The sequence below is a fragment of the Brevibacillus sp. HB1.4B genome (genome assembly GCF_013284285.1).
GTDB lineage: Bacteria > Bacillota > Bacilli > Brevibacillales > Brevibacillaceae > Brevibacillus > Brevibacillus porteri.
On the sequence record NZ_JABSUT010000012.1, the window covers coordinates 1 to 24,524 of the forward strand.

General features: G+C 48.9%; 25 protein-coding genes. 11 read left to right on the forward strand and 14 right to left on the reverse strand.

What is annotated here, in order from left to right; all coding sequences use genetic code 11:
- Positions 1 to 24: 24 nt before the first annotated feature.
- From cimA to HP398_RS24800, 7 genes are all read right to left on the reverse strand, one after another.
- Positions 25 to 1,647 (reverse strand): citramalate synthase, encoded by a 1,623-nt coding sequence (gene cimA / locus HP398_RS24770; RefSeq protein ID WP_173623931.1) that lies wholly within the window; start codon positions 1,645 to 1,647, stop codon positions 25 to 27.
- A gap of 118 nt (positions 1,648 to 1,765) precedes the next feature.
- Complete coding sequence (locus HP398_RS24775) at positions 1,766 to 2,605, reverse strand: alpha/beta hydrolase (protein WP_173623932.1); 840 nt, start codon at positions 2,603 to 2,605, stop codon at positions 1,766 to 1,768.
- Between the two features lie 87 nt (positions 2,606 to 2,692).
- Positions 2,693 to 3,799, reverse strand: a complete 1,107-nt coding sequence (locus HP398_RS24780; protein ID WP_173623933.1) for a YheC/YheD family endospore coat-associated protein — start codon at positions 3,797 to 3,799, stop codon at positions 2,693 to 2,695.
- A gap of 117 nt (positions 3,800 to 3,916) precedes the next feature.
- Positions 3,917 to 5,110 (reverse strand): M20 metallopeptidase family protein, encoded by a 1,194-nt coding sequence (locus HP398_RS24785; RefSeq protein WP_173623934.1) that lies wholly within the window; start codon positions 5,108 to 5,110, stop codon positions 3,917 to 3,919.
- 75 nt (positions 5,111 to 5,185) lie between these two features.
- Entirely contained in the window at positions 5,186 to 6,184 is a 999-nt protein-coding gene (locus tag HP398_RS24790) for a histidinol phosphate phosphatase domain-containing protein (protein ID WP_017250672.1), read from the reverse strand.
- A 153-nt stretch (positions 6,185 to 6,337) separates the two neighbouring features.
- Entirely contained in the window at positions 6,338 to 6,814 is a 477-nt protein-coding gene (locus tag HP398_RS24795; RefSeq protein ID WP_173623935.1) for a dihydrofolate reductase, read from the reverse strand.
- A complete protein-coding gene (locus HP398_RS24800; protein ID WP_017250674.1) occupies positions 6,811 to 7,605 on the reverse strand; it encodes a thymidylate synthase in 795 nt (264 codons plus the stop codon). The genes HP398_RS24795 and HP398_RS24800 overlap by 4 nt, the downstream gene beginning before the upstream one ends.
- Positions 7,606 to 7,712: 107 nt before the next feature.
- On the opposite strand from HP398_RS24800, the gene pdxR (HP398_RS24805) reads away from it, so the two are divergent.
- Positions 7,713 to 9,149, forward strand: coding sequence for a MocR-like pyridoxine biosynthesis transcription factor PdxR (gene pdxR / locus HP398_RS24805; RefSeq protein ID WP_173623936.1), 1,437 nt, complete (start codon positions 7,713 to 7,715; stop codon positions 9,147 to 9,149).
- A 117-nt stretch (positions 9,150 to 9,266) separates the two neighbouring features.
- Entirely contained in the window at positions 9,267 to 9,467 is a 201-nt protein-coding gene (locus tag HP398_RS24810) for a hypothetical protein (protein ID WP_007728714.1), read from the forward strand.
- Positions 9,468 to 9,583: 116 nt separating this feature from the next.
- On the opposite strand, the gene HP398_RS24815 is transcribed toward HP398_RS24810, so the two are convergent.
- Positions 9,584 to 9,790: a cold-shock protein gene (locus HP398_RS24815; protein ID WP_017250676.1), complete on the reverse strand. Its 207-nt coding sequence runs from the start codon at positions 9,788 to 9,790 to the stop codon at positions 9,584 to 9,586.
- Between the two features lie 124 nt (positions 9,791 to 9,914).
- Here HP398_RS24815 and HP398_RS24820 point away from each other — a divergent pair, with 124 nt between their 5' ends.
- From HP398_RS24820 to HP398_RS24830, 3 genes are all read left to right on the forward strand, one after another.
- Complete coding sequence (locus HP398_RS24820; protein WP_173623937.1) at positions 9,915 to 10,394, forward strand: outer membrane protein assembly factor BamD; 480 nt, start codon at positions 9,915 to 9,917, stop codon at positions 10,392 to 10,394.
- A gap of 186 nt (positions 10,395 to 10,580) precedes the next feature.
- Entirely contained in the window at positions 10,581 to 12,044 is a 1,464-nt protein-coding gene (putP, locus tag HP398_RS24825) for a sodium/proline symporter PutP (RefSeq protein ID WP_173623938.1), read from the forward strand.
- Positions 12,045 to 12,185: 141 nt separating this feature from the next.
- Positions 12,186 to 12,431, forward strand: coding sequence for a DUF3951 domain-containing protein (locus HP398_RS24830; RefSeq protein WP_173623939.1), 246 nt, complete (start codon positions 12,186 to 12,188; stop codon positions 12,429 to 12,431).
- On the opposite strand, the gene pdxR (HP398_RS24835) is transcribed toward HP398_RS24830, so the two are convergent.
- Positions 12,426 to 13,847 (reverse strand): MocR-like pyridoxine biosynthesis transcription factor PdxR, encoded by a 1,422-nt coding sequence (gene pdxR / locus HP398_RS24835; protein WP_173623940.1) that lies wholly within the window; start codon positions 13,845 to 13,847, stop codon positions 12,426 to 12,428. The two genes, HP398_RS24830 and pdxR (HP398_RS24835), sit on opposite strands and share 6 nt — an antisense overlap.
- 114 nt (positions 13,848 to 13,961) lie before the next feature.
- Here pdxR (HP398_RS24835) and HP398_RS24840 point away from each other — a divergent pair, with 114 nt between their 5' ends.
- Complete coding sequence (locus tag HP398_RS24840) at positions 13,962 to 14,531, forward strand: GNAT family N-acetyltransferase (RefSeq protein WP_173623941.1); 570 nt, start codon at positions 13,962 to 13,964, stop codon at positions 14,529 to 14,531.
- Positions 14,532 to 14,658: 127 nt separating this feature from the next.
- Here HP398_RS24840 and HP398_RS31250 read toward each other — a convergent pair whose 3' ends face one another.
- The gene (locus HP398_RS31250) at positions 14,659 to 14,790 is read right to left on the reverse strand and encodes a hypothetical protein (RefSeq protein WP_017250682.1); all 132 of its coding nucleotides are present in this window, start codon (positions 14,788 to 14,790) and stop codon (positions 14,659 to 14,661) included.
- A complete protein-coding gene (locus HP398_RS24845; RefSeq protein ID WP_173623942.1) occupies positions 14,787 to 14,936 on the reverse strand; it encodes a hypothetical protein in 150 nt (49 codons plus the stop codon). Before HP398_RS24845 ends, HP398_RS31250 begins: the two co-directional genes overlap by 4 nt.
- Before the next feature lie 140 nt (positions 14,937 to 15,076).
- On the opposite strand from HP398_RS24845, the gene HP398_RS24850 reads away from it, so the two are divergent.
- The gene (locus tag HP398_RS24850) at positions 15,077 to 15,940 is read left to right on the forward strand and encodes a hypothetical protein (RefSeq protein ID WP_173623943.1); all 864 of its coding nucleotides are present in this window, start codon (positions 15,077 to 15,079) and stop codon (positions 15,938 to 15,940) included.
- 74 nt (positions 15,941 to 16,014) lie between these two features.
- On the opposite strand, the gene HP398_RS24855 is transcribed toward HP398_RS24850, so the two are convergent.
- The gene (locus HP398_RS24855; RefSeq protein WP_173623944.1) at positions 16,015 to 17,982 is read right to left on the reverse strand and encodes a dynamin family protein; all 1,968 of its coding nucleotides are present in this window, start codon (positions 17,980 to 17,982) and stop codon (positions 16,015 to 16,017) included.
- Positions 17,979 to 19,649 carry a dynamin family protein gene (locus tag HP398_RS24860; RefSeq protein ID WP_173623945.1) on the reverse strand — a complete coding sequence of 557 codons (1,671 nt, stop codon included), beginning with the start codon at positions 19,647 to 19,649 and terminating at the stop codon, positions 17,979 to 17,981. The genes HP398_RS24855 and HP398_RS24860 overlap by 4 nt, the downstream gene beginning before the upstream one ends.
- A 210-nt stretch (positions 19,650 to 19,859) precedes the next feature.
- On the opposite strand from HP398_RS24860, the gene HP398_RS24865 reads away from it, so the two are divergent.
- Genes HP398_RS24865 through HP398_RS24880 form a run of 4 tightly spaced genes read left to right on the forward strand, consistent with a single transcriptional unit; the run spans position 19,860 to position 23,926 of the window.
- Positions 19,860 to 21,434 carry a spore germination protein gene (locus tag HP398_RS24865; protein WP_173623946.1) on the forward strand — a complete coding sequence of 525 codons (1,575 nt, stop codon included), beginning with the start codon at positions 19,860 to 19,862 and terminating at the stop codon, positions 21,432 to 21,434.
- Positions 21,435 to 22,541, forward strand: coding sequence for a GerAB/ArcD/ProY family transporter (locus HP398_RS24870; protein WP_173623947.1), 1,107 nt, complete (start codon positions 21,435 to 21,437; stop codon positions 22,539 to 22,541). It begins immediately after the preceding gene.
- Entirely contained in the window at positions 22,534 to 23,769 is a 1,236-nt protein-coding gene (locus HP398_RS24875) for a Ger(x)C family spore germination protein (RefSeq protein ID WP_017250687.1), read from the forward strand. The genes HP398_RS24870 and HP398_RS24875 overlap by 8 nt, the downstream gene beginning before the upstream one ends.
- 4 nt (positions 23,770 to 23,773) lie before the next feature.
- Positions 23,774 to 23,926: a hypothetical protein gene (locus tag HP398_RS24880; RefSeq protein WP_167403199.1), complete on the forward strand. Its 153-nt coding sequence runs from the start codon at positions 23,774 to 23,776 to the stop codon at positions 23,924 to 23,926.
- Between the two features lie 69 nt (positions 23,927 to 23,995).
- On the opposite strand, the gene HP398_RS24885 is transcribed toward HP398_RS24880, so the two are convergent.
- Positions 23,996 to 24,520, reverse strand: a complete 525-nt coding sequence (locus tag HP398_RS24885) for a type 1 glutamine amidotransferase domain-containing protein (protein ID WP_017250689.1) — start codon at positions 24,518 to 24,520, stop codon at positions 23,996 to 23,998.
- Positions 24,521 to 24,524: the final 4 nt, after the last annotated feature.

The window sequence follows — 24,524 nt, forward strand, 5'->3', positions numbered from 1 at the left end:
CAAATGCCAGGGCTGGTCTCTTTATTAATGATTTACAATTCCTACGCGCGTCCCGGAGGAAGCAAGGCTTCCGACTTCCTCGCAGCCTTCCTTCCAAAGCAAGTAACGGATACTGTCTGCCAGCGCTTCCCAGCTCGCCTCGATGACGTTGGTGGAGACGCCGACTGTGCTCCACTTTTCGCCGTTGCTCGAGGATTCGATTAGGACACGTACTTTTGCGGCAGTCGCGCCGTTTTCGTCCAAGACACGCACCTTGTAATCTTCTAGCTGCATTTTTGCAATGCACGGGTAGTAGCCTTCCAATGCTTTTCGCATGGCATTGTCCAGTGCGTTCACCGGACCATTGCCATCAGCTGCCGTATGGACAGACTCCCCGTTCACACGCAGCTTCACAGTCGCCTCCGACGTGATCGATTGGACGGCTGCCTTTTCCAGCATGATTTTGAATGAGTCCAGCTTGAACAGGTTTTTCAGCTTGCCGGAGGCTTCCAGCAGCATCAGCGTTAGCGAAGCCTCTGCTCCTTCGTATTGATAGCCTTGGAATTCGCGCTCTTTGATGTGTGTAATGATTTCTCTCGCCTTTTCGCGATCCAGCGACAGATCGATCTCCAGCTCTTCCATTTTGGCGAGCAAATTGCTTTGTCCTGCGAGCTCTGAGACGAGTACGCGACGTTTGTTGCCGATGTTTTCTGGCTCGATGTGCTCGTACGTTTTCGGGTCGCGCATCACGGCACTTACGTGAATACCACCCTTGTGAGCAAAAGCACTATAACCGACAAACGGTTGGTTGTTCGGCATCGTCATGTTGGCAATTTCCGCTACATAGCGCGACAGCTGTGTCAGCTCCTGCAATTGATCAGTGCTCACACAGTGAAAGCCGAGCTTGAGCTGCAAATTCGGAACCACGGAGATCAGGTTGACGTTCCCACAGCGCTCACCGATGCCATTAATGGTTCCTTGTACTTGCTGTGCGCCCGCTTGAATCGCAGCTAACGTATTGGCAACTGCCACTCCGCTGTCATTATGCGGATGGATGCCTACAGGCGTCCGTAGATGGCCGACAGTCGTTTTGACAATATCATAGACTTCATGCGGCAGTGTTCCACCATTTGTATCACAGAGAACAATCCAGTCAGCTCCAGCTTCTTCTGCCGCTTCCAGCACCCGCAATGCGTAGCGCGGATTCGCCTTGTACCCATCGAAAAAATGCTCTGCCAAAAAGAGAGTCGTCAGTCCGTTTTCTTTTAAAAATGCGACCGAATCAGCGACCATGCGCACGTTTTCTTCCAATGTCGTCTTGAGAGCATCCGTCACGTGCAAGTCCCATGATTTCCCGAAAATCGCCGCCGCGCCTACCCCGCTTAAGATCAACGCTTGCAGATTGTCATCATCCGCCGCTGCTACATTCGGTCTACAGGTACTGCCAAAAGCCGTTACCTTTGCGTGCTGCAGCGGAATCTCCCGGATACGCTCAAAAAAAGCCATGTCCTTTGGATTGCTGCCTGGCCAACCGCCTTCAATAAAATCGATACCAAACTGATCCAGCCGCAGTGCGATCTTTATCTTGTCTTCTACCGACAGGCTGATCCCTTCTCCCTGCGTACCATCTCGCAGGGTCGTATCATACAGATACACCTTGCTATTCATGTTTCTTCTCCACCTGTTCTGTTATTTTTCTGAATAATCACATCATTCAAACCGTTAGACGATACCCAGTATACCACAGCCCAAATGGAAAGAAAACGCAGGAAAATAGAGGTTTTTTCTATGTCCGTGGGGTGCGGACAAATGCGACGGTTTGTTTGATCGCAGCTTCCAACGGAGCCGATGTTCCTGCAAACGGATGACGCGTGTTAAATGTATGATCTCCGCCTTCTATCCAGTGCAGCTCGCTGTTTTTGGCAGCCTGATGAATTCTTTTTGCACCCTCTACCAGACGGACATAATCTTTTTCTCCTGTGATGATGCACAGTGGTTGTTCCATCGTAGAAACACGTTCCAAAATATCGTAATGTTGGCGATTGTTGTCCACATCCTCGATCACGACTCTCGTGATTGGCATATCTTGACCGGTTCGCGCATTCGCTATGTATCCGACGCCTGTCTCTTCTATTTGTTGGCGCAGCTTCTCGTCGAACAAATCGACATGGGCGATTCCGTTCCAGGTCACAATCCCTGCCACATGCGGGTTATTTGCTCCGAATAAAATCGCATCACCGCCGCCCTTGCTATGTCCCAATACGTACAGCTTCGTTTTGTCCACATAATCAGGTACAGGAAGCTCGCCTGACAAAATCCGTTCCGTCAAGGCTTGCAAATCAGCCAGTTCACGCGCATACGTATTGCGCCCGAATTTCTCCAGCTCATCGAACTCCGTCAAGCTCTCCCCTACGCCATTGCAGCTAAAGTTAAAGCGAATCGTGGTAATGCCTTGCTTGGCGAGCTCATCGGCTACGTAGGGAAAGCTTCCCCAATCCTTGAAGCCTTTAAAGCCATGGCAAAATAGCAGTAGCGGCTGTGCTGAACCCGCCGCTTCCTCCGTATGAATGTCTCCTCGCAGTGTCAACTCCTCGTCGAGTGCGATGGAAAATGATTGCTTTTGCATGTGCGTTTCACCTCTTGTGCATTTTTTATTATTATGCCGTGTCCCCCTCTGAAAAGAAACGGAAATACCAAAAAAAGAGACCTTCCTCTATGGAAGATCCCTCAGTCGCTCAGACTTCTCTTTATTAACGAGATACAACGCATACTCCAACGGCCGTCGAACCGCCATCTTATATCGCTTATGCTGACGCAACTGCTTGAAAATTTCTCTGCCCGGCTTCGGATTGATTTCGATAATCCAAACCTTCCCGTGAACATCAATACCCAGGTCAAAGCCAAACTCCATCATCAGGCCGAAATGCTCTTCAATGCGTGTGACAGTCTTGATCGCGAGCTCCTTGCATTCCAGCACAATCCGCTTTGCCATTTCCTGACCAAATCGTTCGACCAAAAAGGAAACAGCAGGTAAAGCGGTTCCTCCCCCATGCAAATTCGAGGTGGACGATTGTAACGGCCCAACGCGAATGCCCATCCCGGTCAAGCACCACTGACCCTTCCCGTCCTTTTGCACAAGCATGCGAGCATCTACTGTTCGCTTGGGAACCAGTGACAACCGTAGCCCCTGTTGAAGAAAAAACTGCTCGTTTCCGCTCTTCTCATTCTTCATCCAATGCTCCAGCCGCTCGCACACCTCTGTGAGCGTCGCCAGTTTTTCGCAGCTTTTGACTTGCTTCTTGGTCCTGCCATGCAAAAGGTAGCGACCTGCTCGTTTCTCCACACGCAGTATGCTTCTGCCACCTGTGCCGTTTGTCGGCTTGAGATAAACCAGACGATGATCGGCAAGCATCGCATCAAGCGTTTTTCTGTCGTAGGGGAGTGTTTCGGGAAGCCAGCGCTGTAGCTCAGGATCTTGTATCAAAATCTGATGAACGACATATTTGTTCGAGAAGCGGTTATTCGCATAACGAAACCAGTCTTGCTTGCGAAATGGCAAATAGGCACGATGCTTGGGCAATGGATAGTAGCGATAACGGTCGATGACGATATCGGGCCAGGCAAAACACTCTCGTCTCCACTTCGTGCCATCTGGTACAAAACCGTTGATCCGCTTTTCTGCAAACTGGACATCTTGTGGGCTAAACAAAAAAACCTCTGCCCCCATTTCTCTCCCTTCCTCAACCAGCCTTCGTAAAAAGCCGGGCTCGACAAAGCCTGATTCTCTTCGGTAGGTCAGTACGCCTATCCGTTTTCTCACCGAAAGGCCACTCCCTCCCTTGTTCAATTTTCTAGCTAGCCTCGTATAGCTTATGGTTGAAAGCAAAAAAAGCGCCTTTGTCCTATGTAGGCAAAAGCGCATCTTTCATGAGTTTTCTTATTGTTGATGTGTTTCCAAATAGTGCAACGCTGTTCGTCCCAAGAGCTCGCCTGCGATCAGCATGGCGTCCTCGTCGATATCAAAGCGGGGATGGTGATGTGGATATGTCGCCAGTTTTTCCGGATTGCCTGCCCCTACGAACAAGTAAGCGCCAGGCACCTTTTCCAAGTAGTAAGAAAAGTCCTCGCCACCCATCAACGGCTTCATCGATTCCACGCGACCAGCTCCGAATGCAGCAATGGCTGCCTCCTGTGCGATCGCTGCTTCTTTTTCATGGTTAATGACGGCTGGATACCCTCGATCGTAGACAACCGTAGCGCTGCCTCCCATCATGGCAGCTGTCCCCTCCGCAATTTCTGTCAGGCGCTGCTCCGCACGATCGCGGACGTCTGGCAAAAAGGTGCGGACAGTCCCTGTCAAACGACAGCTATCTGCGATGATGTTCGTACTGTCTCCCCCATGGAACGTCCCCACGGTCACGACCACACTCTCTAATGGGCTGACGTTGCGACTGGCAATCGTTTGGAGATGACCGACAATTTGTGAACCGATCACAATGGAGTCGACGGTTTCTTCTGGAACAGCACCGTGTCCCCCTCTTCCTTTGATCTCGATGGAAAAGTCGTCCGTATTCGCCATGAGCGGACCTGCACTAATATACACCTTGCCCACAGGGAACATCGACCAGAGATGAACGCCAAAGATCGCATCGACGCCATCTACAGCACCATCCTGAACCATTTGGGTAGCTCCACCCGGATTTTCCTCTTCCGCATGCTGAAAGACAAAGCGAATTTCTCCGGCAAACTGCTCACGATGTGCTGCCAACACAGAAGCGAGTCCTAACAGCTGAGAAGTGTGCGCATCATGTCCACACGCATGCATGACGCCAGGTACGGTAGATTTATACGGCACCTCTTTTTGATCCTGAATCGGCAATGCGTCAAAATCCGCACGCAACGCGACGACCTTTCCCGGGCGACCTCCGCGCAAAACGCCGATGACTCCTCTACCGCCCACACCTGTGCGAACCTCATCAAAATGAAGTCCTCTCAATATTTCGGCAATAAGGGCTGGGGTCTTCTCTTCTTGAAAGGAAAGCTCGGGATGCTGGTGCAGATGACGCCTCCAGCTAATGATTTGCGGCTCCATCTCTTTGAGCAGCTCTTTTAATTGTTCCTGCAAGGCCATGGTTTTTATTCCTCCCACTGGATGCACCATTCTTCTTTCATCATAGCAGAATCATGGGCCAAATGGGGAGCTTGACTAATCCAGAGCGAGCATGCTGCGTTTTCGCTTCTCAAAAACCGCAAAGCTCGTATAACCTACTCGTTTCAACTGCGCTCGAGCCTCGTCCAACTGCTGACCGACTTGCTCAGGTGCAGTAGCGCTAGACGCCAAGGTAATGGGCACCTCATTCTGGAACAAAATTTCCAGAAAGCGATAACTGGGCGAAAATTCCCGGAGCTGACTCGCCAGACCGTAGCCTGTATTGATTTCCGTCGCAATCTCCCTGCGTCCAAGAGCTCGAGCCACACGCTGATAATACGGCAATAGTGCCGTTTCATCTGGTCGCACACCAAACGCTTTGATGCCATCGATATGGGCAATGACATCGAATAATTGCGATTCGATCGCCTGCTCCAGCTTATCAAAATAAAGGCTGTACAATCCGATTAGTTCCTGTCTTCCAAAGCGTTCTCGTGCATCCTGGATCGAATAACCCCAGCCTTCCAGAAAATGTACGGCCCCTATGCACACATCCCAAGGATATTGATTGATGACATGCCGCAGTGTCTCTTCTCCACCTGAAAAATAATCCAGTTCAATCCCGACACGCAGGTCAATCCCGTCCTCCGCCCAACGAAGCCGCTCTTTTTGCATGAAAACAACAAAGCTGTCCAGAGAGTCATTTGCGACCTGACTCAGCCATTTGCGCTGTGCCGTCCCCAAGCGATCAGAGCCGATGTGCACATGCTGCTCGTAGTACGGCCGATACTCAAGAAAACGATATAAGTGCTCCACCACGCAAACTTGCTGAATCCCCGCCTGTTTGGCACGTAATCGATACAATTCAAGCCAGTCCCGTGAATACGGGCCTTGTTGAAGGCGCTCAGCCAACCCATCGGTCAGCATACTAGCCCATTTTCGGCTCCCCTTCACTTCGGCATGCTCCACGAGAGGGCGCAATGATTCCGCTTGCTTGAGCAACCAGTCCAGCGAATACGGCCCTTCCTCCAGATGGACGTGAAAGTCTACCTTCATCCCGATCACCTCCTTGGGTTCGTCCCTGCTATTTTCTATCGTTTATATGCTTGTGGTTCCATACATATGTCGAGTATTCACATGACGAGCAACCAAGCAGAAGAGGTGAAAAAAGAACAAAAAAATGCCTCAGCAACGAGGCATTTTCGATTATCAGCTATTTTTTCGTTCATACACGTAAAACGCATGCGGATGAACGTTCTTCTCATCCACGATACCCTCACGCTTGTCCACCAAGGTGTAAGCATCCCGATCCCATGCTGGGAAAAACGTATCGCCCTCAGTTTCCAAATCGATCTCCGTAATGTACAGCCGATCAACAACATCGAGGAACTGACGATAAATTTCCGAGCCACCAAAGATGATGACATCACCCAGTGCGAGCACTTCTTCCTTCGTATGAACGACATCTACACCTTCAGGGTGAAAGTCCTGGCTGCGTGTCAGGACGACATTTCTGCGGTTAGGCAGCGGCTTGCCGATCGATTCGAACGTTTTGCGTCCCATGACGATCGTTTGGCCTGTCGTTAATTCCTTCACATTTTTCAAGTCAGCAGGTAGGTGCCACGGCATGTCGCCATCTTTTCCGATGACTTGATTGCGGGCATAGGCAACAATCAGGCTGATCATACGGCCACCTCGCCTTTGATGTGCGGGTGGGATTCGTAGCCGACGATTTCAATATCTTCGTATTTGAAGTCAAAAATCGAAGTCACTTCTGGATTGAGCACGAGCTTCGGCAGTGTTTTCGGCTCGCGAGTGAGCTGGAGCTTGACCTGCTCGATATGGTTGAGATACAGATGAGCATCACCGATCGTATGAACAAAATCGCCCACTTCAAGTCCAGTGACATGCGCCACCATATGCGTCAGCAATGCGTAGGAAGCGATATTAAACGGCACACCCAAAAATGTATCGCCACTGCGCTGATACAGCTGGCAGGATAGCTTGCCATTCGCTACGTAAAACTGGAACAACAGGTGACAAGGCGGCAATGCCATCTTGTCCAATTCAGCCGGATTCCACGCGCTAACGATCAAGCGACGAGAGTCCGGATTGCGTTTGATCTCATCAATGACCCATTGAATCTGGTCCACTGTTTTGCCGTCGCGTCCCGCAAAGGAACGCCATTGGCTTCCGTATACCGGGCCCAAATCTCCGTTTTCATCGGCCCATTCGTTCCAGATCCGCACGCCGTTTTCCTGCAAGTAGCGGACATTGGTATCGCCTGATAAAAACCAGAGCAATTCGTGGATGATCGATTTCATATGCAGCTTTTTCGTTGTGACCATTGGAAAGCCTTCACTCAGATCAAAACGCATCTGATGCCCAAAAACACTGGTCGTTCCGGTGCCTGTCCGATCCTCTTTTGTGACACCCTCATCTAAAATGCGCTGGCACAAATCCAGGTATTGTTTCATCGTCCATCTCTCCTTCCATCTCATCTATTTTACCTGACCCAGACGAAAATGAAAGATCGGAATGTCATGATATAATAAATGGATAAATGTAGAAAGCGGGATTCGGGATGGATGGTATATCTTCTACGGCTACAAAGCCCTTATATAAACAAATAGCAGTGCAAATCGAGCAAAGAATCAGCAGTGGTGAATTCGGTCCTGGCAGCTATTTGCCCTCGGAGCGCACCCTGGCCAAAGAACTGAATGTCAACCGTTCGACCGTCGTCGCGGCATACGATGAGCTGCAAGCAGCAGGTATGATCGAGCGCATTCAAGGAAGTGGTACCATTGTCAGCCAAGATATTTGGGGACTCGCACGGACACGCGTTCCGAACTGGCGTCATTTGACGGAGTCAGGGTCGTTTCGTCCGAATTTACCATTGATTCGCAAAATCCGTCGTGAAACACAGGAAAATGAGTTGATTGATTTGGCGAGTGGCGAGCTCTCGACCGATCTCGTCCCCAATCAAACACTTCAGCAGCTCATGACCCCCGACTTCCCCGCTCATCTCGGCTATGAGCATCCGCAGGGCAATTGGGCTTTGCGAGAGACATTGAGTCTCCATATGAAAACATGGCGAAGCATCGCAGCACCTGCTACCTCGATCATGATCACGTCAGGAGCGCAGCAGGCTCTTCACCTCGTCGTTCAATGCTTGTTAAAGCCAGGAGATGCGGTAGCCATTGAGGAGCCGTCTTACTGTTATTCCTTGCCGCTTTTTCATTCCGCTGGCTTGCGTACGTTCTCACTGCCTATCGACCGGGACGGAATCGACCCAAAGCACTTGGCACAGCTGCACCGCCAGCACCGCATCAAAATGGTTTTTCTCAATCCGAATTATCAAAATCCGACAGGGACACTGCTTTCATTAGAGCGTCGCCAGGAATTGCTCGCGTTCTCCTATGAAAACGGGATTCCGATCATCGAGGATGATCCATATAGCTTGACCAGTTTTTCAAGAGAGCCCGTCCCAACCTTAAAATCGCTGGATCAACACGGAACAGTACTCTACATCAGCTCTTTGACCAAAATTGTAGCCTCAGGTCTGCGGATCGGCTGGATCGTAGGGCCGCCTACTGTCATGGAAAGACTGGCAGATGCGAAACAGCAGTTTGATTTTGGGCACAGCATTTTTCCGCAATGGCTCGCGAATCGCTTTCTCGGATCCCCTCAGTTTGTGAGTCACATCGATCTTCTGCGAACAGAGCTATCCTTGCGGCACGATCAGCTTGTCTCCTCGCTTCAAGACAAGTTCGGTGACCAAGTAGAAATGGTTGGTTCAGAAGGAGGCATTCACTTGTGGTGTAAATTCAAAGGGGAATGGAGCGGCGAAACTCTTCTCACAGAATCAGTCAAACGGGGAGTTGTCTTCGTTCCGGGACATCTTTTCGGGGCAGAGCAAGGATATGTTCGCTTCACCTTTGGCAGAGCTACCACAGATCAGATCCCTGAGGCAGTTTCGCGCTTAGCGGATGCATTCATGGCAAGTGGATGGGCAAAATAATCCCCAAGTGGATGGCAACATTTTTGTACGGTCGGTATATGATCGAAGTAGGCTACCGTATGCATCCTCGTGTATATCCAGCAGGATGACTGTGCCATACAGAAAGGACTGGCTGTTATGAGTATTTTGCCTTTCATTATTGCTATTATTGTACTTGTTCTTATAGGTCTGGTCGTTACGATTAAAATCGGAATTAACCCATCCGAATCCAAAGTACGGGGCTTTAAACAACGCTCCCGCAATTTGTTGATCATTTACGGTATCATTACGATCGCTCTGGTCATTGCACTGTCAGTCTTTCTCTACAACAACCTTTGATCAATCCCGAACGCAACATGACATAAATAAGACGCCGTCTGCCTTGTACAGGTATGACGGCGTTTTTGAATCGAAGGAAGTCCTTCGTCATGTGTGTTTTGAAGATGATACCTCTTTTACACGACTTTCCTCGCTACATTGGCTGCTTGTAACCCCCGCTGTCCATTCACAATCTCAAAACTCACCTGCTCGCCTTCCTCCAAATTCCGGTAACCTTGCCCCGTGATCGCAGAATAGTGTACGAATACATCAGGTCCTCCATCGCGCTCGATAAACCCATAGCCCTTTTCTTTGCTGAACCATTTTACTTTCCCTTGAATCATTGTGTTTCCTCCCTGTAATCAATGCAGCTCTTACGCTTACCTCATCATATGCGGATGCGAAGTCAGTGGATATACGGTAAAATAAATAAAGTAAGAATCGTCACGCCAGAAAGGAGTGAACCACATGAAAAAAGTTTTGATTGTTGCATGCGCGCTGCTGCTCACTGCCTGCTCCGAAATATCCGAAGGGGTCCAAACCGCCCAGCAAGCAGTAGAAACAGGACAGCAAGCGATTGAGACAGGCAAACAGGCTGTCGAAGCGGGACAACAAGTTCTCGAAGCCGGCAAGCAACTGGCTGAGTCTGAAGTCGCCAAACAACTACAAGCATACCTCCAGCAAAAATACGAATCCTCTGAGGCATTGCGTAATGCCATGTTCAGCGGAGATGGTCAGTTGCTGGTGGAAGAATTGCAAAAGACCGAGCTAGCGAACTTCAGCTTTTACAAATCTGACATGTTTGGTGTTGAATATACAGGCACGCTCTCTGCCGATGGTACTTTCAAAGTGCTTAAGCACGATTTGAACAATCAGGGTGCGGAGCCTACTGTCGTAAAGGAATTCAAAGTAACACTCGACGGAAACGGTCAGGTTCAAGTACAGTAATTTGGAAAACATTTCAAGAAAAGCCTGCGATCAATCTTCGCGGGCTTTTTCGTGTTATTAAAAAACTTTTTATTGAGGCTCTACATAATTTTCTGTGTTTCCTTATAGATTTTTATAATTGGGCATGATAACGTGTAAGATGTTCATATAAAATTCATAAATACTAAACACAACGAGGTGATGCCAATGAATATGCTGCTCGCATCTATTATTGTGTACATGGCAGGTATGTTGTTAATCGGCTATTATGCCTACAAACGTACCTCCAATCTGACTGACTATATGCTTGGTGGTCGATCGCTAGGTCCAACTGTAACCGCTCTCAGCGCGGGTGCATCCGACATGAGTGGCTGGTTGATGATGGGGCTGCCAGGTGCCATGTTTGCCCAAGGTCTTAGCGCATCATGGATTGCGATCGGTCTGACTCTCGGCGCTTATGCCAACTGGCTGTATGTCGCTCCCCGCCTTCGTTCGTATACGGAGGTTGCCAACAACTCGATTACGATTCCTGCTTTTTTGGAAAATCGTTTCGGAGATGCGTCTCGGATGCTTCGTCTTGTCTCGGCTCTTGTTATTATGATCTTTTTTACTTTTTACGTCTCATCTGGTCTCGTTTCTGGAGGCGTGTTGTTTGAAAACACCTTCCACCTGAGTTATCAAACCGGGCTATGGATTGTCGGCTTGGTCACCATTGCTTACACATTGTTTGGCGGCTTCCTCGCTGTAAGCTGGACGGACGCTGTACAAGGACTCATTATGGTCATCGCACTCATTCTCGTTCCGCTTGTGACCGTTCTTACCGCAGGCGGATTGGGAGAAACATTTACGGAGATCCACGCTGTCGATCCCTCTTTGCTCGATATTTTTAAAGGGACGAGCCTGCTCGGCATCATTTCCCTGTTTGCATGGGGACTCGGCTATTTCGGACAACCGCACATTATCGTTCGCTTTATGGCGATCACGTCCACGAGTGAGATCAAAAAAGCTCGCAGCATCGGTATGGGCTGGATGATTTTCTCCGTCGCTGGCGCCATGCTGACAGGTCTGGTTGGTATCGCCCTGTACTCCAAGCAAGGCTGGACGTTGAGCGATCCTGAGACGATCTTCATCCAGCTGGGTACGATCCTGTTCCATCCACTCATTACCGGCTTTTTGCTGGCGGCGATTTTGGCAGCGATCATGAGTACGATTTCCTCTCAGCTGCTCGTCACGTCCAGCTCCTTGACCGAGGATATTTACAAAACCTTTTTCAAGCGTTCTGCCACTGACAAAGAGCTGGTCACGATTGGCCGCCTGTCCGTCTTGCTCGTATCTGTCGTCGCCTTTTTACTCGCCTTGAATAAAAATGACACGATCCTCGATCTCGTCGGATATGCGTGGGCCGGATTCGGCGCTTCGTTTGGGCCTGTCATTCTGCTCTCCCTCTATTGGAAGCGCATGAACAAATGGGGTGCTCTCGCGGGTATGGTCGCTGGCGCACTTACCGTTATTATCTGGACTCGTTTTGATGTACTGAAGGACTTCCTTTATGAGATGGTTCCCGGCTTTGCCATTAGCCTGCTCGCCATCGTAGTTGTCAGCCATTTGACCAGCAAGCCTTCAAATGAAGTAACCTCTCAGTTTGATGAGTACCAAAAAAGCATGAAATAATCCTTGCCGATAAATGCCAAGCAGCCTATGCGCTGGACAACTGCCCTGTCCCACGCCATAGGCTGCTTTTTCTGTTGAAACTATTTGAGGCCCCCAACGTAAATCATCGATAACCTCAAAATAAGGAGGGACAAAAAACAGATGATGATGATGTCCGGCTTGATTATTGGCGTATCCCTTTTGATTTTTGGCATGCTCGGGATCGCTTGCTACCGCTTTTTTGTGCAAAAGAAACCAGTTGAGCATTACTACACTCCGCTAGATCGCGTGTTCGGGCAAACGCCAGTTGAATTCCATGAGCAAAAGATCGAAAAGAAAGAATCAGAGGAAGAAGAAGGGGATGACAAGGATAAGAACGAGAAGATTCGGCAAAAGCGCAGATCATAATGAAAACCAAGCTTCTGCCAAACGACCGATTCCTACCGCAATGTCTTGTTCCTCCACTCCGCCAAATCCAACGATGATTCGCGGTCGTGCATTTGTCGGATCATTGGCCCAATTATGGCCGCTCGGATAAACGCGAACATCGGCCGCACGCGCCAGGTCGATCAGCTCCTTCTCCGTTCGGGAAGTATCTACCTCGAGCAAAATATGAAGCCCTGCTGACTGTCCCAAAACTCGGACTTCCCGGGGCATGTAGGTCTGTATCGCCCGAAGCAGTGCATCGTGCTTGCGGTGATAGACGGTGCGCATTTTTCGGACATGCTTTTCCCAATATCCTTTTTGCATGAACAACTGCATACTTCGTTGCAAATGGCGGGAAACCGGAGAAGGATACGCCTGGAATGCTTCCAAATATCGCCCGAGCAACTGCCTCGGAAGTACCGTATAATCCAAGCGAAGTGCTGGAGAAAATGCTTTGGAAAAATTGCCGATATAAACAACACATCCGTCCCGATCCATCCCTTGCAAAGATGGCGTAGGGTGTACATTGTAGCGGAATTCGCCATCGTAATCATTTTCGATGATGATTCCGTTCTTTCTCTTTGCCCATTGCAGCAATTGCTGACGCTGACCGACTGGCATCACCATCCCATACGGAAATTGATGGGCAGGCGTCGTGTACACGACCGTTGCTTTGCTTTTCTCCAAAGCTTCAATGGACAGGCCCTCTTCCGCTAACGGGATGGGCACGACCTCATAGCCGTGATGGGAAAAGACGATCCGTGCATCTGCATAGCCAGGCTCCTCGATGGCAACCACACGATGCCGATCTGCCAAGAGCAGACATAAAAAGCTGAGAGCCTGCTGTAATCCGGTGCCGATGATGATTTGCTCAGGCCGACAAATGAGCGTACGTGCTCTGCGCAAATATGTACTGAGCTCTTCTCGGAGCTCCCACTCTCCTTGATCATCCCCATAAAAAGAAAAGTCCTCCGGATAGATATCCAGCGCTTCCAGCATGCAAGAACGCCATGCAGCGTAAGGAAAGGACTTCGTATCGATGACAGAGCCATGAAAGTTGTAGCGACAGGTGAGATGCTCCCCTTTTTTCTTTTTCAAGATGGACGAATACAAGGCAATCTCCTCATCCTGATCCACTGGCTCTGACCATCTCTCGATCTCGGCAGCAAAAAAGCCGCTCCGCTCCCGGCTCACGATGTAGCCTTCTGCGAGCAGTTGCTGATAGGCTGCCTCAATCGTATTTTTTCCGACTCCGCTCGCTTTCATCAACTGACGGATCGACGGCATCTTGGTTCCGGACGGTATCTCTCCTGATGCAATCCGTTTGCTCAATTGCTTGTATAGCTGTTGATACAGAGGATCTTTGCTCTGTGCATCCATGATCGGCATGTACTCCATCAGCGGCCCTCCAATCTGTCCCCATTTAACTCTCTTAAACTGTCACTGTGTATAGGAGCAGTTCTCTTTTACAATGATTGTACCAGATTCACCCACACGAAAGGAGAACAAGTCATGCGTATTCATTTGCAAGGAGAAAAGGTCGTTCTGCGAGATATTCGAGCAGAAGATTTGGATACCATCTACTATTGGAAGTACGAAGCAGAGGATCGTGAACATCTCAATTGGAATGGCCCCTACAAACCACTTGATCCGTACACAAAAGAAGAATATCGCGACCTCCCACGCCACCAGGAGTCTCTTGCTCTCGTTGGGACAGGTGCACCAAGAACCGAACTGATGATTGAGATTGACGGCGAGCTAAAGGGCAGTGTCGGTCGCTACTGGGTATCTGAGGAGACGAACTGGTGCGAAATCGGAATCGTTATTTATGACTCCCGCTATTGGCAGAATGGTTATGGCCGGGAAGCATTTCGGATGTGGATCGATTACTTGTTTACCCACATGGATACTGTCCGTTTAGGCATTGGTACGTGGTCCGGCAATAAACGGATGATCAAGCTGGCTGCTCACATGGGAATGGTGGAAGAAGCGCGGGTACGCAAAGCAAGGATTGTACGCGGCGAATATTTCGATGCGATTAAGATGGGGATTTTGCGGGAGGAATGGGAGAATCGGAAATGATATACAATTTGGTAGCTCCTACACCTATTAATCATATGACATGAGCCACCTAACAACCGAAAAAGGGCAGTCCCCTCGTCTTTACGAGACCGGGAACTGTCCTTTTCATTTTCCCACCAAATCGGAACTATTCCAGCTCAGCCGCCACACGACTCACTTTTGCAGCCAACTCGTCGAGATTGACGTTCATTTCAAGAAGCTGCAAACAGACCTGTGAAATCTCGTTGATCTGGTCGATGACGCGATTGCGCTCACTCATTCTTGCATGTGCTTCTCCAGCTCCTCACGTATTTTCACTTTGCCATCCTGCTCGAAAAAGCCTTTGGTGTTCGTGAACAAGCAAATCGCTGATGCAAATGAAGATTCGGCTACTTGCAGTTCGTCAGCAAAGGACATTGCTTCCACCGCGGCATGATTTTATCGAACTCCTTATTTTTATAAAAAACAATATTTTACATATATTCAACCATATGCTAAGTTTCAAACTATAAAAATTTACAACGCGTTCATTTTAAATCGAATCATGCAACACCACAGGAGGAACCATGAGGCTGGAAATATGTAAACTCGATGAGGTGATCGTCATTGGCGTCCCAGAGGATTTGAATTTCGATTCTCACGACGATGATTACGCACAATTTTACAATCCTCGGCTTACGGGGATCGAGCATGTACTTGAGCCAGAAAAAATATTTGAGATGTGGGATTCAGATGGCACGATCATCGGGAAAAGAGTGAGTCATATTGAACACATTCCAGATGGGTGCTATGTGAAAACGATACCAGCAGGAGAATTTGCCAAGCTTCACAAGAGTCAATTGCAGTACGAACTAGATATGTTTGCTAGGACAAATTATATCGAAGAAATGAGCTATGGATTTTCTACCAAAGAGACCAAAAAAAATGGTGATACACAAGAATTTTTCTATCGGCCAGTTCAGTATAGTCCTGATGTCGTGAATACACGTACGATTCCATCTTTAGAGAAAGACTTTTCAAAGTCATTAAAAGAACGATATATTTCCATATTTTACGATGTAGAAAGCTGTAGCTTTCGCCGATTTGTATATAACCGATATATCACACAGTACCAAGGTTGCCTCTGGGACTTAGCGAGATTCAATAACAACGATAAAGGTATCGTCAGAGAGGGTATGTCCGAAAATGAAGCGGAAACGTTTTTGCTTGAAAAAGGTGAGGTACTCGTTTTTTGGGAAGGTTTTAGTACGTTCGGAAAAGAGATGATACGAGACAAAGTAATGAAGATGGACGCAAAATATCTGCTGGAAAACTATGGGCGCTTCACTATCGATATGTACATTTTTGATGAGACATTGACGTGGACTGTTATTTTTCAGCCCGAGGAAGACGAAGACGGATTCGAACATATTTTGCTGCGGGTAGTATGATAGATACCTGAAAAAAGGGCAATCCCTGGTCTGTACAAGACTTGGGGACTGCCCTTTTCGCTATTATGTTCCGACTACGCCAGCTCAGCCGCTACACGACTCACTTTTGCCGCGAGCTCGTCGAGATCAATGTTCATCTCAAGTGCTGCAAACAGACCTGTGAAATACTCGTTGATCTGGTCGATGACGCGATTGCGCTCATGCGCCACCAGCTCTTGGAACAGCGTAGAAAACTGCTCATCCAGCTGCTTGTTTCCGATTTCTACATACCCGCTCACTGGTTCTTGCATGCGCTTTTCCAGTTCTTCACGCATTTTCGCTTTGCCATCCTGCTCGAAAAAGTCTTTGGTGTTCTTGAACAAGGAAATCGCTGATGCAAATGCAGATTCGGCTACTGGCAGTTCGTTAGCAAAGGACAGTGTTTCCACCTGTCGCTGCTGATATGGTGCCAAGGTCAACCCTGCTGCGTAGCCTTGTGCATCCTTTTGCCACGCTGCAACAAGTGATGTCCCCTGCTTGTTCGTGAATTTCTCCAAACGAAGGGTAGTCGCTCTCAGTTCCTGCGCCAAATCGTAGCTGATCGAACGCAGAAGATCAGTCAAGCATCCTTGCAGTGCTTGCTTCATGTTGCGTCCATCTTCCTTGATGACAGCCGGGTTAAAAGCGAGATTGAACAATTCGTTGAATCGGAAGAACAAGCGCTGGCGAACGTAGTAAAGCAGCTCCTCGCGCTCTTTTGCCAAGTCACGCTCGCACGAAGCGGTAGACAGTGCTTCAACAGCTAATAGAGCCTGTGTCTTGGCTGTGCTTGCTGCTTCTTTGCGCAATTGACGCTCGTCTTCTCCGGACTGTGCCATACGCATGAATTCTGCCAAGGTATCGTGGGCGCGACGGATTTCACCGATTGCAGCATTCACCGCAATTTGCGTCAGCTCTTCAATCGTAAAGCGGAGGAACTCTGCTTCAAACGAAGCCATTCCCGAGAATTTGAATGCTTCATCTGCCGGCATCAGCGGCTCGCCTTCAGCCGTATTCGTGCGTTGGCGGTATACTTTCTCCGCAGAAGCTGCCAGCTTGCCTTTTTCATGCATCCGTGCCAACAGAGCAGTCTGGCTGGACACTGGATAAATACGTGGGAGGCGAATGCCGCACGAGAGGAGGTTTTTTTCTACGTGGGTAAGAACACCCTGCAATTCTTCTTCATTCGCTGCGAGGTCACAAGCATTGACGATAAAGAACATTTTGTCCATTTCAAACGTATCCTTGACGCGCCCCATTTGCAGCAAAAATTCGCGGTCAGCCTGTGCAAAGGCATGGTTGTAATACGTCACGAACAGGACCGCATCCGCGTTTTTCATGTATTCGAACGCCACACCTGTGTGACGTGCGTTAATGGAGTCAGCACCAGGGGTATCTACCAGAACAATACCCTGATCGGTTAGTGGACAAGAATAGAACAGCTCGATGTACTCTGCGAAACAAGCTTTTTCTTCCTTTGCCACAAACCCTTTGAACGCTTGCATATCAACCAGCAGCTCGCCGCCCAGATGAGCCGACATCTCTGGCAACCCCTTTGTAACAGCTTTCAAAAAGGTGTAATGCGGTTTTGCCGTCGGAGGGATTTGGGCGACATCGATCTTGCCCAGCTCTGCCAGTGCCCCTTCGAGATCAGTAGCGATCATACCAAAGACAGCAAGGGAACGGATCACGTCCTGCTCAATGGCTTCACGCTCTTTCATGACGACACGAACAGTGCCATGCGGGTGTGTATCCGTAGGCGGCATGATTTTGTTGATCGCTGCTGTTGTCGGGTTCGGTGACACTGGCAGCACGAGATCGCCCATCAAGGCGTTCGCAAAAGACGATTTCCCTGCACTGAATGCACCAAACAGTGCGACAGTAAAACGATTGGCTGTCAGGCGATCTGCTCGATCCAGCATCGCTTGTGCCTGTGCTTGCATTCCTGGTACGGTAACGACTTCTTCACTTGCGCGCCGCAGACGCTCTGCTGCCGCAATTAGTTTGTCTCGTAGTTGATTCATGCTACTTGTTCTCCTCCACGCATAATCGCCAACAGACGACCCTTGGTTTCTTCTTCTCTCGCTGCCAGTCCTGCCAGCTTTTGATGCAGCGCAGCCATTTCACGCAATACGCCAAGGCGCTCGCCTTGAGCTGCACTTTCTACACGCACCTGCTCCTTGATCATCTCAACCACTTGTGCAATAAAGGAGAGACCCACGCGTCTGTACTCCAGCTTCATCCCACTGGAAATATCCGCACAGTAGTTCAGAACGTACTCACTCGAGGCAGCACCCTCTTTGATGTGCTTGCTCAGGAACTCGCCCGTAATCTCGATCTTGGTCGCGTGAACGCTGGCGTGATATTCTTCGCTCCGCAAATCAAACACTTGCGGCTGCTTGCCGAGCCATTCTTTGAAATGGAAGTCGAGATTTCCCGCCACTTTTTCGCGGAACTCGACGAGAAGGGCTTCTTCGCGACGTGCGCGTTCTTCCTCTGTCTTCTTGCCTGCAAACAACAACCCAACCTTGAAGCCCGGTTTGCGGCTCTCCAAATAGCTTCGTGCTGCTTCATTCGTGCTGAAATAAGTCAAACGAGCATTGTCCAAAAGTACACTCAGCTCTTTTTCCATCTGCATTCGGGCATCCTCGGCACGCTGTTCTAGAGTCGCTGCTGTCGCTTCCTCCTGCTCAAGCGCTACCTGAACAGCTGCTGCATTACGACTGTCGATGCCTTCTACTTCCAGACCATCCAGCTTGGCTTCCCACTGCTGGCGTTGATCTGCCTGGCTTGTTCTTACTACTTGGATGTGTTCGTCGATCAAATGCTCGGCAGCACTGCGAACGCTCGTGCCAACCAGCTTTTCACGATCAGCGATCAACTGCGCAAGCATGCCCTTGAATTCCTCATACATGTTCTCAGAATGATCTGGTTCCGCAAGCGACGTGTAAAAAATACCATCCGGATGGATGCTCCAGGTCGCGAATGCCTCCTCGACGCTTTCCTTATAGCTATCAAAATCCAATTCGAAATCAATATGTTTATCGATCATGTTCACAACCAGATAGACTGGCTTGCCACGGTCCTTCAACGTCTTCGTAAAGTTGAAGTTCTCTTCGGCTTGAACATGGTTATAATCCATCATGTAAATGACGACGTCAGCCAAATGCAGCGCAGACTCCGTAGCGATTTTGTGTGCCGCATCCGTGGAGTCAATGCCCGGTGTATCGAGCAAGCTGGCGTATTCGTCAAGGAATGTTCCCGGATAGGAAACCTCTACGGATTCTACCGTATCTCCGTCAACAGCAAACTGCTTGAGCTTCTCCATCTCCGTATCTGGATCAAATGTAAGGACTCCGCTGTTCAGGGTGAAGACGCGAGCCGCTTTTTCTCCGCCGCGAATCTTAACAACATTCGCACTGGTCGGAATCGGATTGGACGGTAACAAATTGACACCCAGAAGCGTGTTAATCATCGTTGATTTTCCAGCGGAAAAATGTCCGCAAAACGCAATATTCAGCTCAGCGCGCTTTGTTTTCGCAGCCAGCTGAATGAGCTTGTGAGGCGTAGTTTCGTCTCCCTGCGATTTCATGACTTCCGCGAGTTCTTCCCATGTATGTGCCAGTCGGGAAAAGTCCGTTTCCCGGATCAATACTTGACTGTCAAGCACTTCTATTCCACCCTTCTCCATCTTTCCTACTCTCTCTACTAATTCCTGTTCATGAACTTCCTTATTTCCTACACTCTATTCTACCATGCCGAATGTAACATAGGTCACAGATGAGTTCAATTTAAAACTATGAAAGATTTAGCATTCGCCTATTCTTCCGCATAATTTTCCTCTCATCTGGAAAAAATCGCACTAACATGATATTCGCATTCTGAACGGGAGGAACTTCAAATGATGCGCAGATTTTTGTCCCAGCGTCGCCAAAAGAAAACTCCCTCTCTTATCGCACAGCGTTTGCAGCAGCGAAATGATCCTACGCTTACGCTATCGACCAGTTTGACGCAAAACATGGAGACGTTCAAGACCGTGCTGGGCAGCCCACACGATTTATTAATTCGTTCCTTTACGATCGGCAACACCAAACATTCCTGTGCCGTTATTGCCATTGATGGATTGGCGAACTGCGACATGCTGGATACGCAAGTCCTCGGACAAATCCAGTTGATGATCTCGACTGCTTCCAAAGTAGTACCGACTGAACCAGATGAGATTGTCCGGATGCTTTATGAAGAAGTCCTTTCTGTCGTTGAAATATCGAAAGCAACGGATTTGACAAAAATACTCGAAGGCATTCTTTCCGGGGATACAGCCATTTTTGTGGATGGATCGACCGAAGTCATTATTGTCGACAGCAAGGGATGGAAAACTCGCTCCATTGAGGAGCCGGTCTCCGAAGGCTTGGTTCGAGGTCCGCGGGACGGCTTTACGGAGAGTATCCGGGACAACACTGTTCATATACGCAGACGTATCAAAGACCCGAACTTGCGCTTTGAAGGGTCCATCATAGGCAGACGCAGCCGAACAGATGTGATCATCGCCTACATTGAAAACATCGTTGATCCAGAACTACTGGATGAAGTGAGACGGAGAATCTCTACGATCGATGTTGACGAGATAGAAGAGTCCGGTTTTATCGAGCAATGGATTGAGGATGATTTTCTGTCGCCTTTTCCGCAGATTCATAATACGGAGCGTCCCGACAAAGTCAGTGGAGCATTGTTTCAAGGGCGCATTGCGATATTGGTGGACAGCACTCCCATGGTACTCATTTTGCCTGTGACGATTGGCTTGCTCCTGCATTCACCAGAGGATTACTACGAGCGTTGGATTGTCGGTTCATTAGCTAGGCTGTTGCGGTATTTGGCAGCTTTTCTGGCCGTCTATTCGCCCGCTTTCTATATCGCTCTCGTCACCTTTCACCCTGGCTTGATCCCGTCTGATCTCGCCTTCTCGATTGCCGCCACACGTGATGGAGTTCCGTTTCCGGCCTTCGTAGAAGCGATCATGATGGTGACGACGATGGAGCTGTTGCAGGAAGCCGGAATACGCTTACCGAAACCGATCGGCCAGACCATCGGCATCGTCGGCGGTCTCGTCATCGGTGACGCAGCGGTTTCTGCGGGCATCGTCAGTCCTGTCATGGTCATCGTCGTCGCCCTCACTGCTATCGCTTCTTTTGCCATCCCTTCTTATCACCTTGCCATCGCCTTTCGAATGATTCGTTTTTTCGCCATGCTTATGGCAGCCATTTTTGGTATTTATGGCGTGGTGTTAAGCTTGATTGCCATCATGATTCATTTATCCAATCTGACCAGCATCGGGTACCCTTATTTGGCGCCTCTTGCTCCACATATGCCGAGGGATTGGAAGGATATGATTTTGCGCGCACCTGTTACCTTTTTGAAAACCCGACCAGATGCCCTTCACACAAAAGATGAAAACCGAATGAATACAGGAGGGTCGTAAGTGAGTGCACAAACCTTGGCGGAGAAAATGATCAGCAAAAATCATATGGGGATTAACATTGCCTCAGTCACAATCGGCGTCGGCATCCTGACTTTTCCCCGCTCCTTAGCCAAGGCAACCGGAGCATTCGATGGATGGATTTCTGTCGTGATCAGCGGTCTTTGTGCGTGCCTGATTGGCTGGCTGCTTGCCAAGCTAGCGGCTCGGTTTCCGAGAAAAACCTTCTTTGAATACAGCTCGATCATTGCGAGCAAACCGATCGCCTACATCTTGACCTCTCTCGTCTGTATTTACACGATGCTATTTGTCTCGTTTGAAATCAGGGCAATCGGAAACATCGCCAAGCAATACCTGTTCTACAACACTCCGGTGGAAATGATCACGCTCTCCTTTCTCTTGATCGTTCAATATTCCGTGGTTGGATCACGTATTGCCATGCTGCGGCTCAACCTGCTGTTTTTGCCTGTGGTTCTTGTCGTCATGTTCATTGTCTTGCTTTTTACGACTCAGTTATTTGAGGTCGAAAATATACGTCCCTTCTTCTCTTCGGACTGGCGCTCTCTCTTGGCAGGTTCCAAAGATGTCGGGCTGTCTTATTCCGGCTTTGAAATCATTCTTTTCTATACCATGCTGATGAAAAATCCCCAAGAAGGTACACGGGCTGTTACGTTAGGTCTTTCGATCCCTATTCTGCTCTACATGACCATCTACATGTTCGTCATCGGTGTATTCTCTGCTGACGTTGCAACGAATTTGACCTATCCAACCATTGAGCTGGCAAAAGAGGTAGAAATCCCTGGGGGCTTTTTTGAACGGGTGGAATCCATCTTCTTTACCATCTGGATCATGACGATCTTCAACACTTGTGCAATGTGGCTCGATATTACGGTGCTGAACTTGTCGTCTATGTTTTTTAATGTGCACAAAACCGTGTGGGTCCTGATCCTCTCTCCCATCATTTATTTTGTCGCGATGCTTCCACAAAACCTGGTCGACTTCTTTACGTTCGCTGACAGTGTCACCTATTTCGGGATCGTTGTCGTCTATTTATGTCCCATATTGCTGCTCGTAATCGCCGTTTTGCGAGGTGTCAAAAGCAATGAATAGACGACTCATTGTCTGTAGCATCTGCTTGCTTCTTTCCACACTGCTAGCTGGATGCTGGGATCAGGTTCAAATTGAGGAACGCGGATTTGTGGTAGGTGTAGCGATTGATAAACCTCGTACAAAAGAAGCTGAGCAGCAAGCCAAACAAGAAGCTCCAGACAAACCTCAAGTAAAAGAACGCTTTCTCGTCACACATCAATTCGTCGTCCCCGGTGGATTGATCTCCGGCGGCCAAGGAAGCGGTGGTGGTGGTCAAAACACAGCCAATGAGGCTTACCACAACCTCATATCCGAGGGGGATTCTCTTTTCGAGATTTCCCGCGAATTAGCTACCCGGACCAGCAGAACTCCATTTTATCAGCATATGAAAATCCTGATCGTCTCCGAAGACGTCGCCCGTACGAAAAATGGTTTTGCCAGAGCACTGGATTTCTATCTGCGTGATCCAGATTCCAGACGAAGCAGCAAGGTATTTATCTCAAATGGTCCTGCCAAAGAAGTACTGGAAGTCAAACCGAAAACAGAGAAGCTGCCCGCTATTTACGTCAACTCGATTGGAGAAAACGTTAATAAAAATTCCCGCATGCTTCCAGAGGTCCGATTGGGCGATGTCCACGAGGAGCTTCTCAGTCCGTACAGTTTTGTGGTTCCGCGCATCAGACCTGAAGAGCAGGAGGTAAAATTAGCAGGCGCCGCTGTTTTTACCCATGACAATCAGATGATAGGTTTTCTCGGGGAAGAAGAGACGGAGGGACTGAATTTTCTCACGGGAAAAGTTAGCGGAGGGATGGTAAAAGGTAAGTTTAAAAACAACCTTGTCTCAATGAACATCCAAGGAATCAAGCATAGTATTAAAGCAGATTTACGCGATCGGCAGCACATGAAATTCACGATAGAAATCGAATGTGAAGGCACATTGGCCGAGTCTTACGCCATAATGGATTCCTTAAATAACACGGCAATGGAGAAGCTTGAAAAAGTGTTTGCCGAAGAAATTGAGCGAATGAGTAATGACACCATCAGGAAGGTCCATAAGCAGATGAAAGTGGATGTCATCAAGCTTGGCAGCTATCTGAAGCAGCATCATTTCTCGCTATGGAAAAAGATTCGGCAGGACTGGGAAACAGGGCAGCGTCTGTATGAAAAAAGTGAGATAACCATTCAAGCAAAAGTCTATTTACGCAATATCGGTGCGATCAACCGTACCGAACGCCAAAACAACAGGTGATCCCATGTTCAAATTTTTAGGCGTAGTCCCTCCGTATTTGACCTTCACAGGGACGGTCTTGGCGTTTTTGATTCCCTATCTTTTTTTTAAAATCAATAACAAGATTCACGAGCTGGGCGATCCGCCGTGGAAGAAACGCAATGACTCCAATTCGTAACAAAACCTCTATCAACGTCAAAAAGGGGCTTACTCAGTATTTCGAGCAAGCCCTTTATTCCTTCTTTTCCTATTGTTGTGCCAGCAAATCAGCAAACGCTTTGGCATACGCAGGCAAATCAGGTGGTCTACGGGAACCCACAATGTGACCGTCTACCACGACCTCTTCATCTACCCAAATCGCGCCTGCATTCTCCATATCATCTTTAATGCCTGGCGTCGACGTCGTGGTTACCCCACGCAAAATTTTTGCGGAAGCAAGCACCCAACCCGCATGGCAAATATGCCCAATCGGTTTTTTCGCCTCGTGCATCGCAACCACAAACGACAGCACTTCCGGATAGCGGCGCAACTTGTCAGGTGCCCACCCTCCTGGAACGAGTACACCTGCATAGTCGGCAGGATTGACCTCTGCCATCGCTTTGTCAGCCTCACACGGTACACCGTATTTCCCTATGTAGACGTGATTCGCCTTGGGGCCGACGAAATGGACGGTAGCGCCTTCCTCTCGCAGTCTCATCACTGGATACCAGAGCTCGAGATCCTCAAATTCACTTTCGACGAAGCAAACCACTTGTTTTCCTGCAAGTCTCAACGTT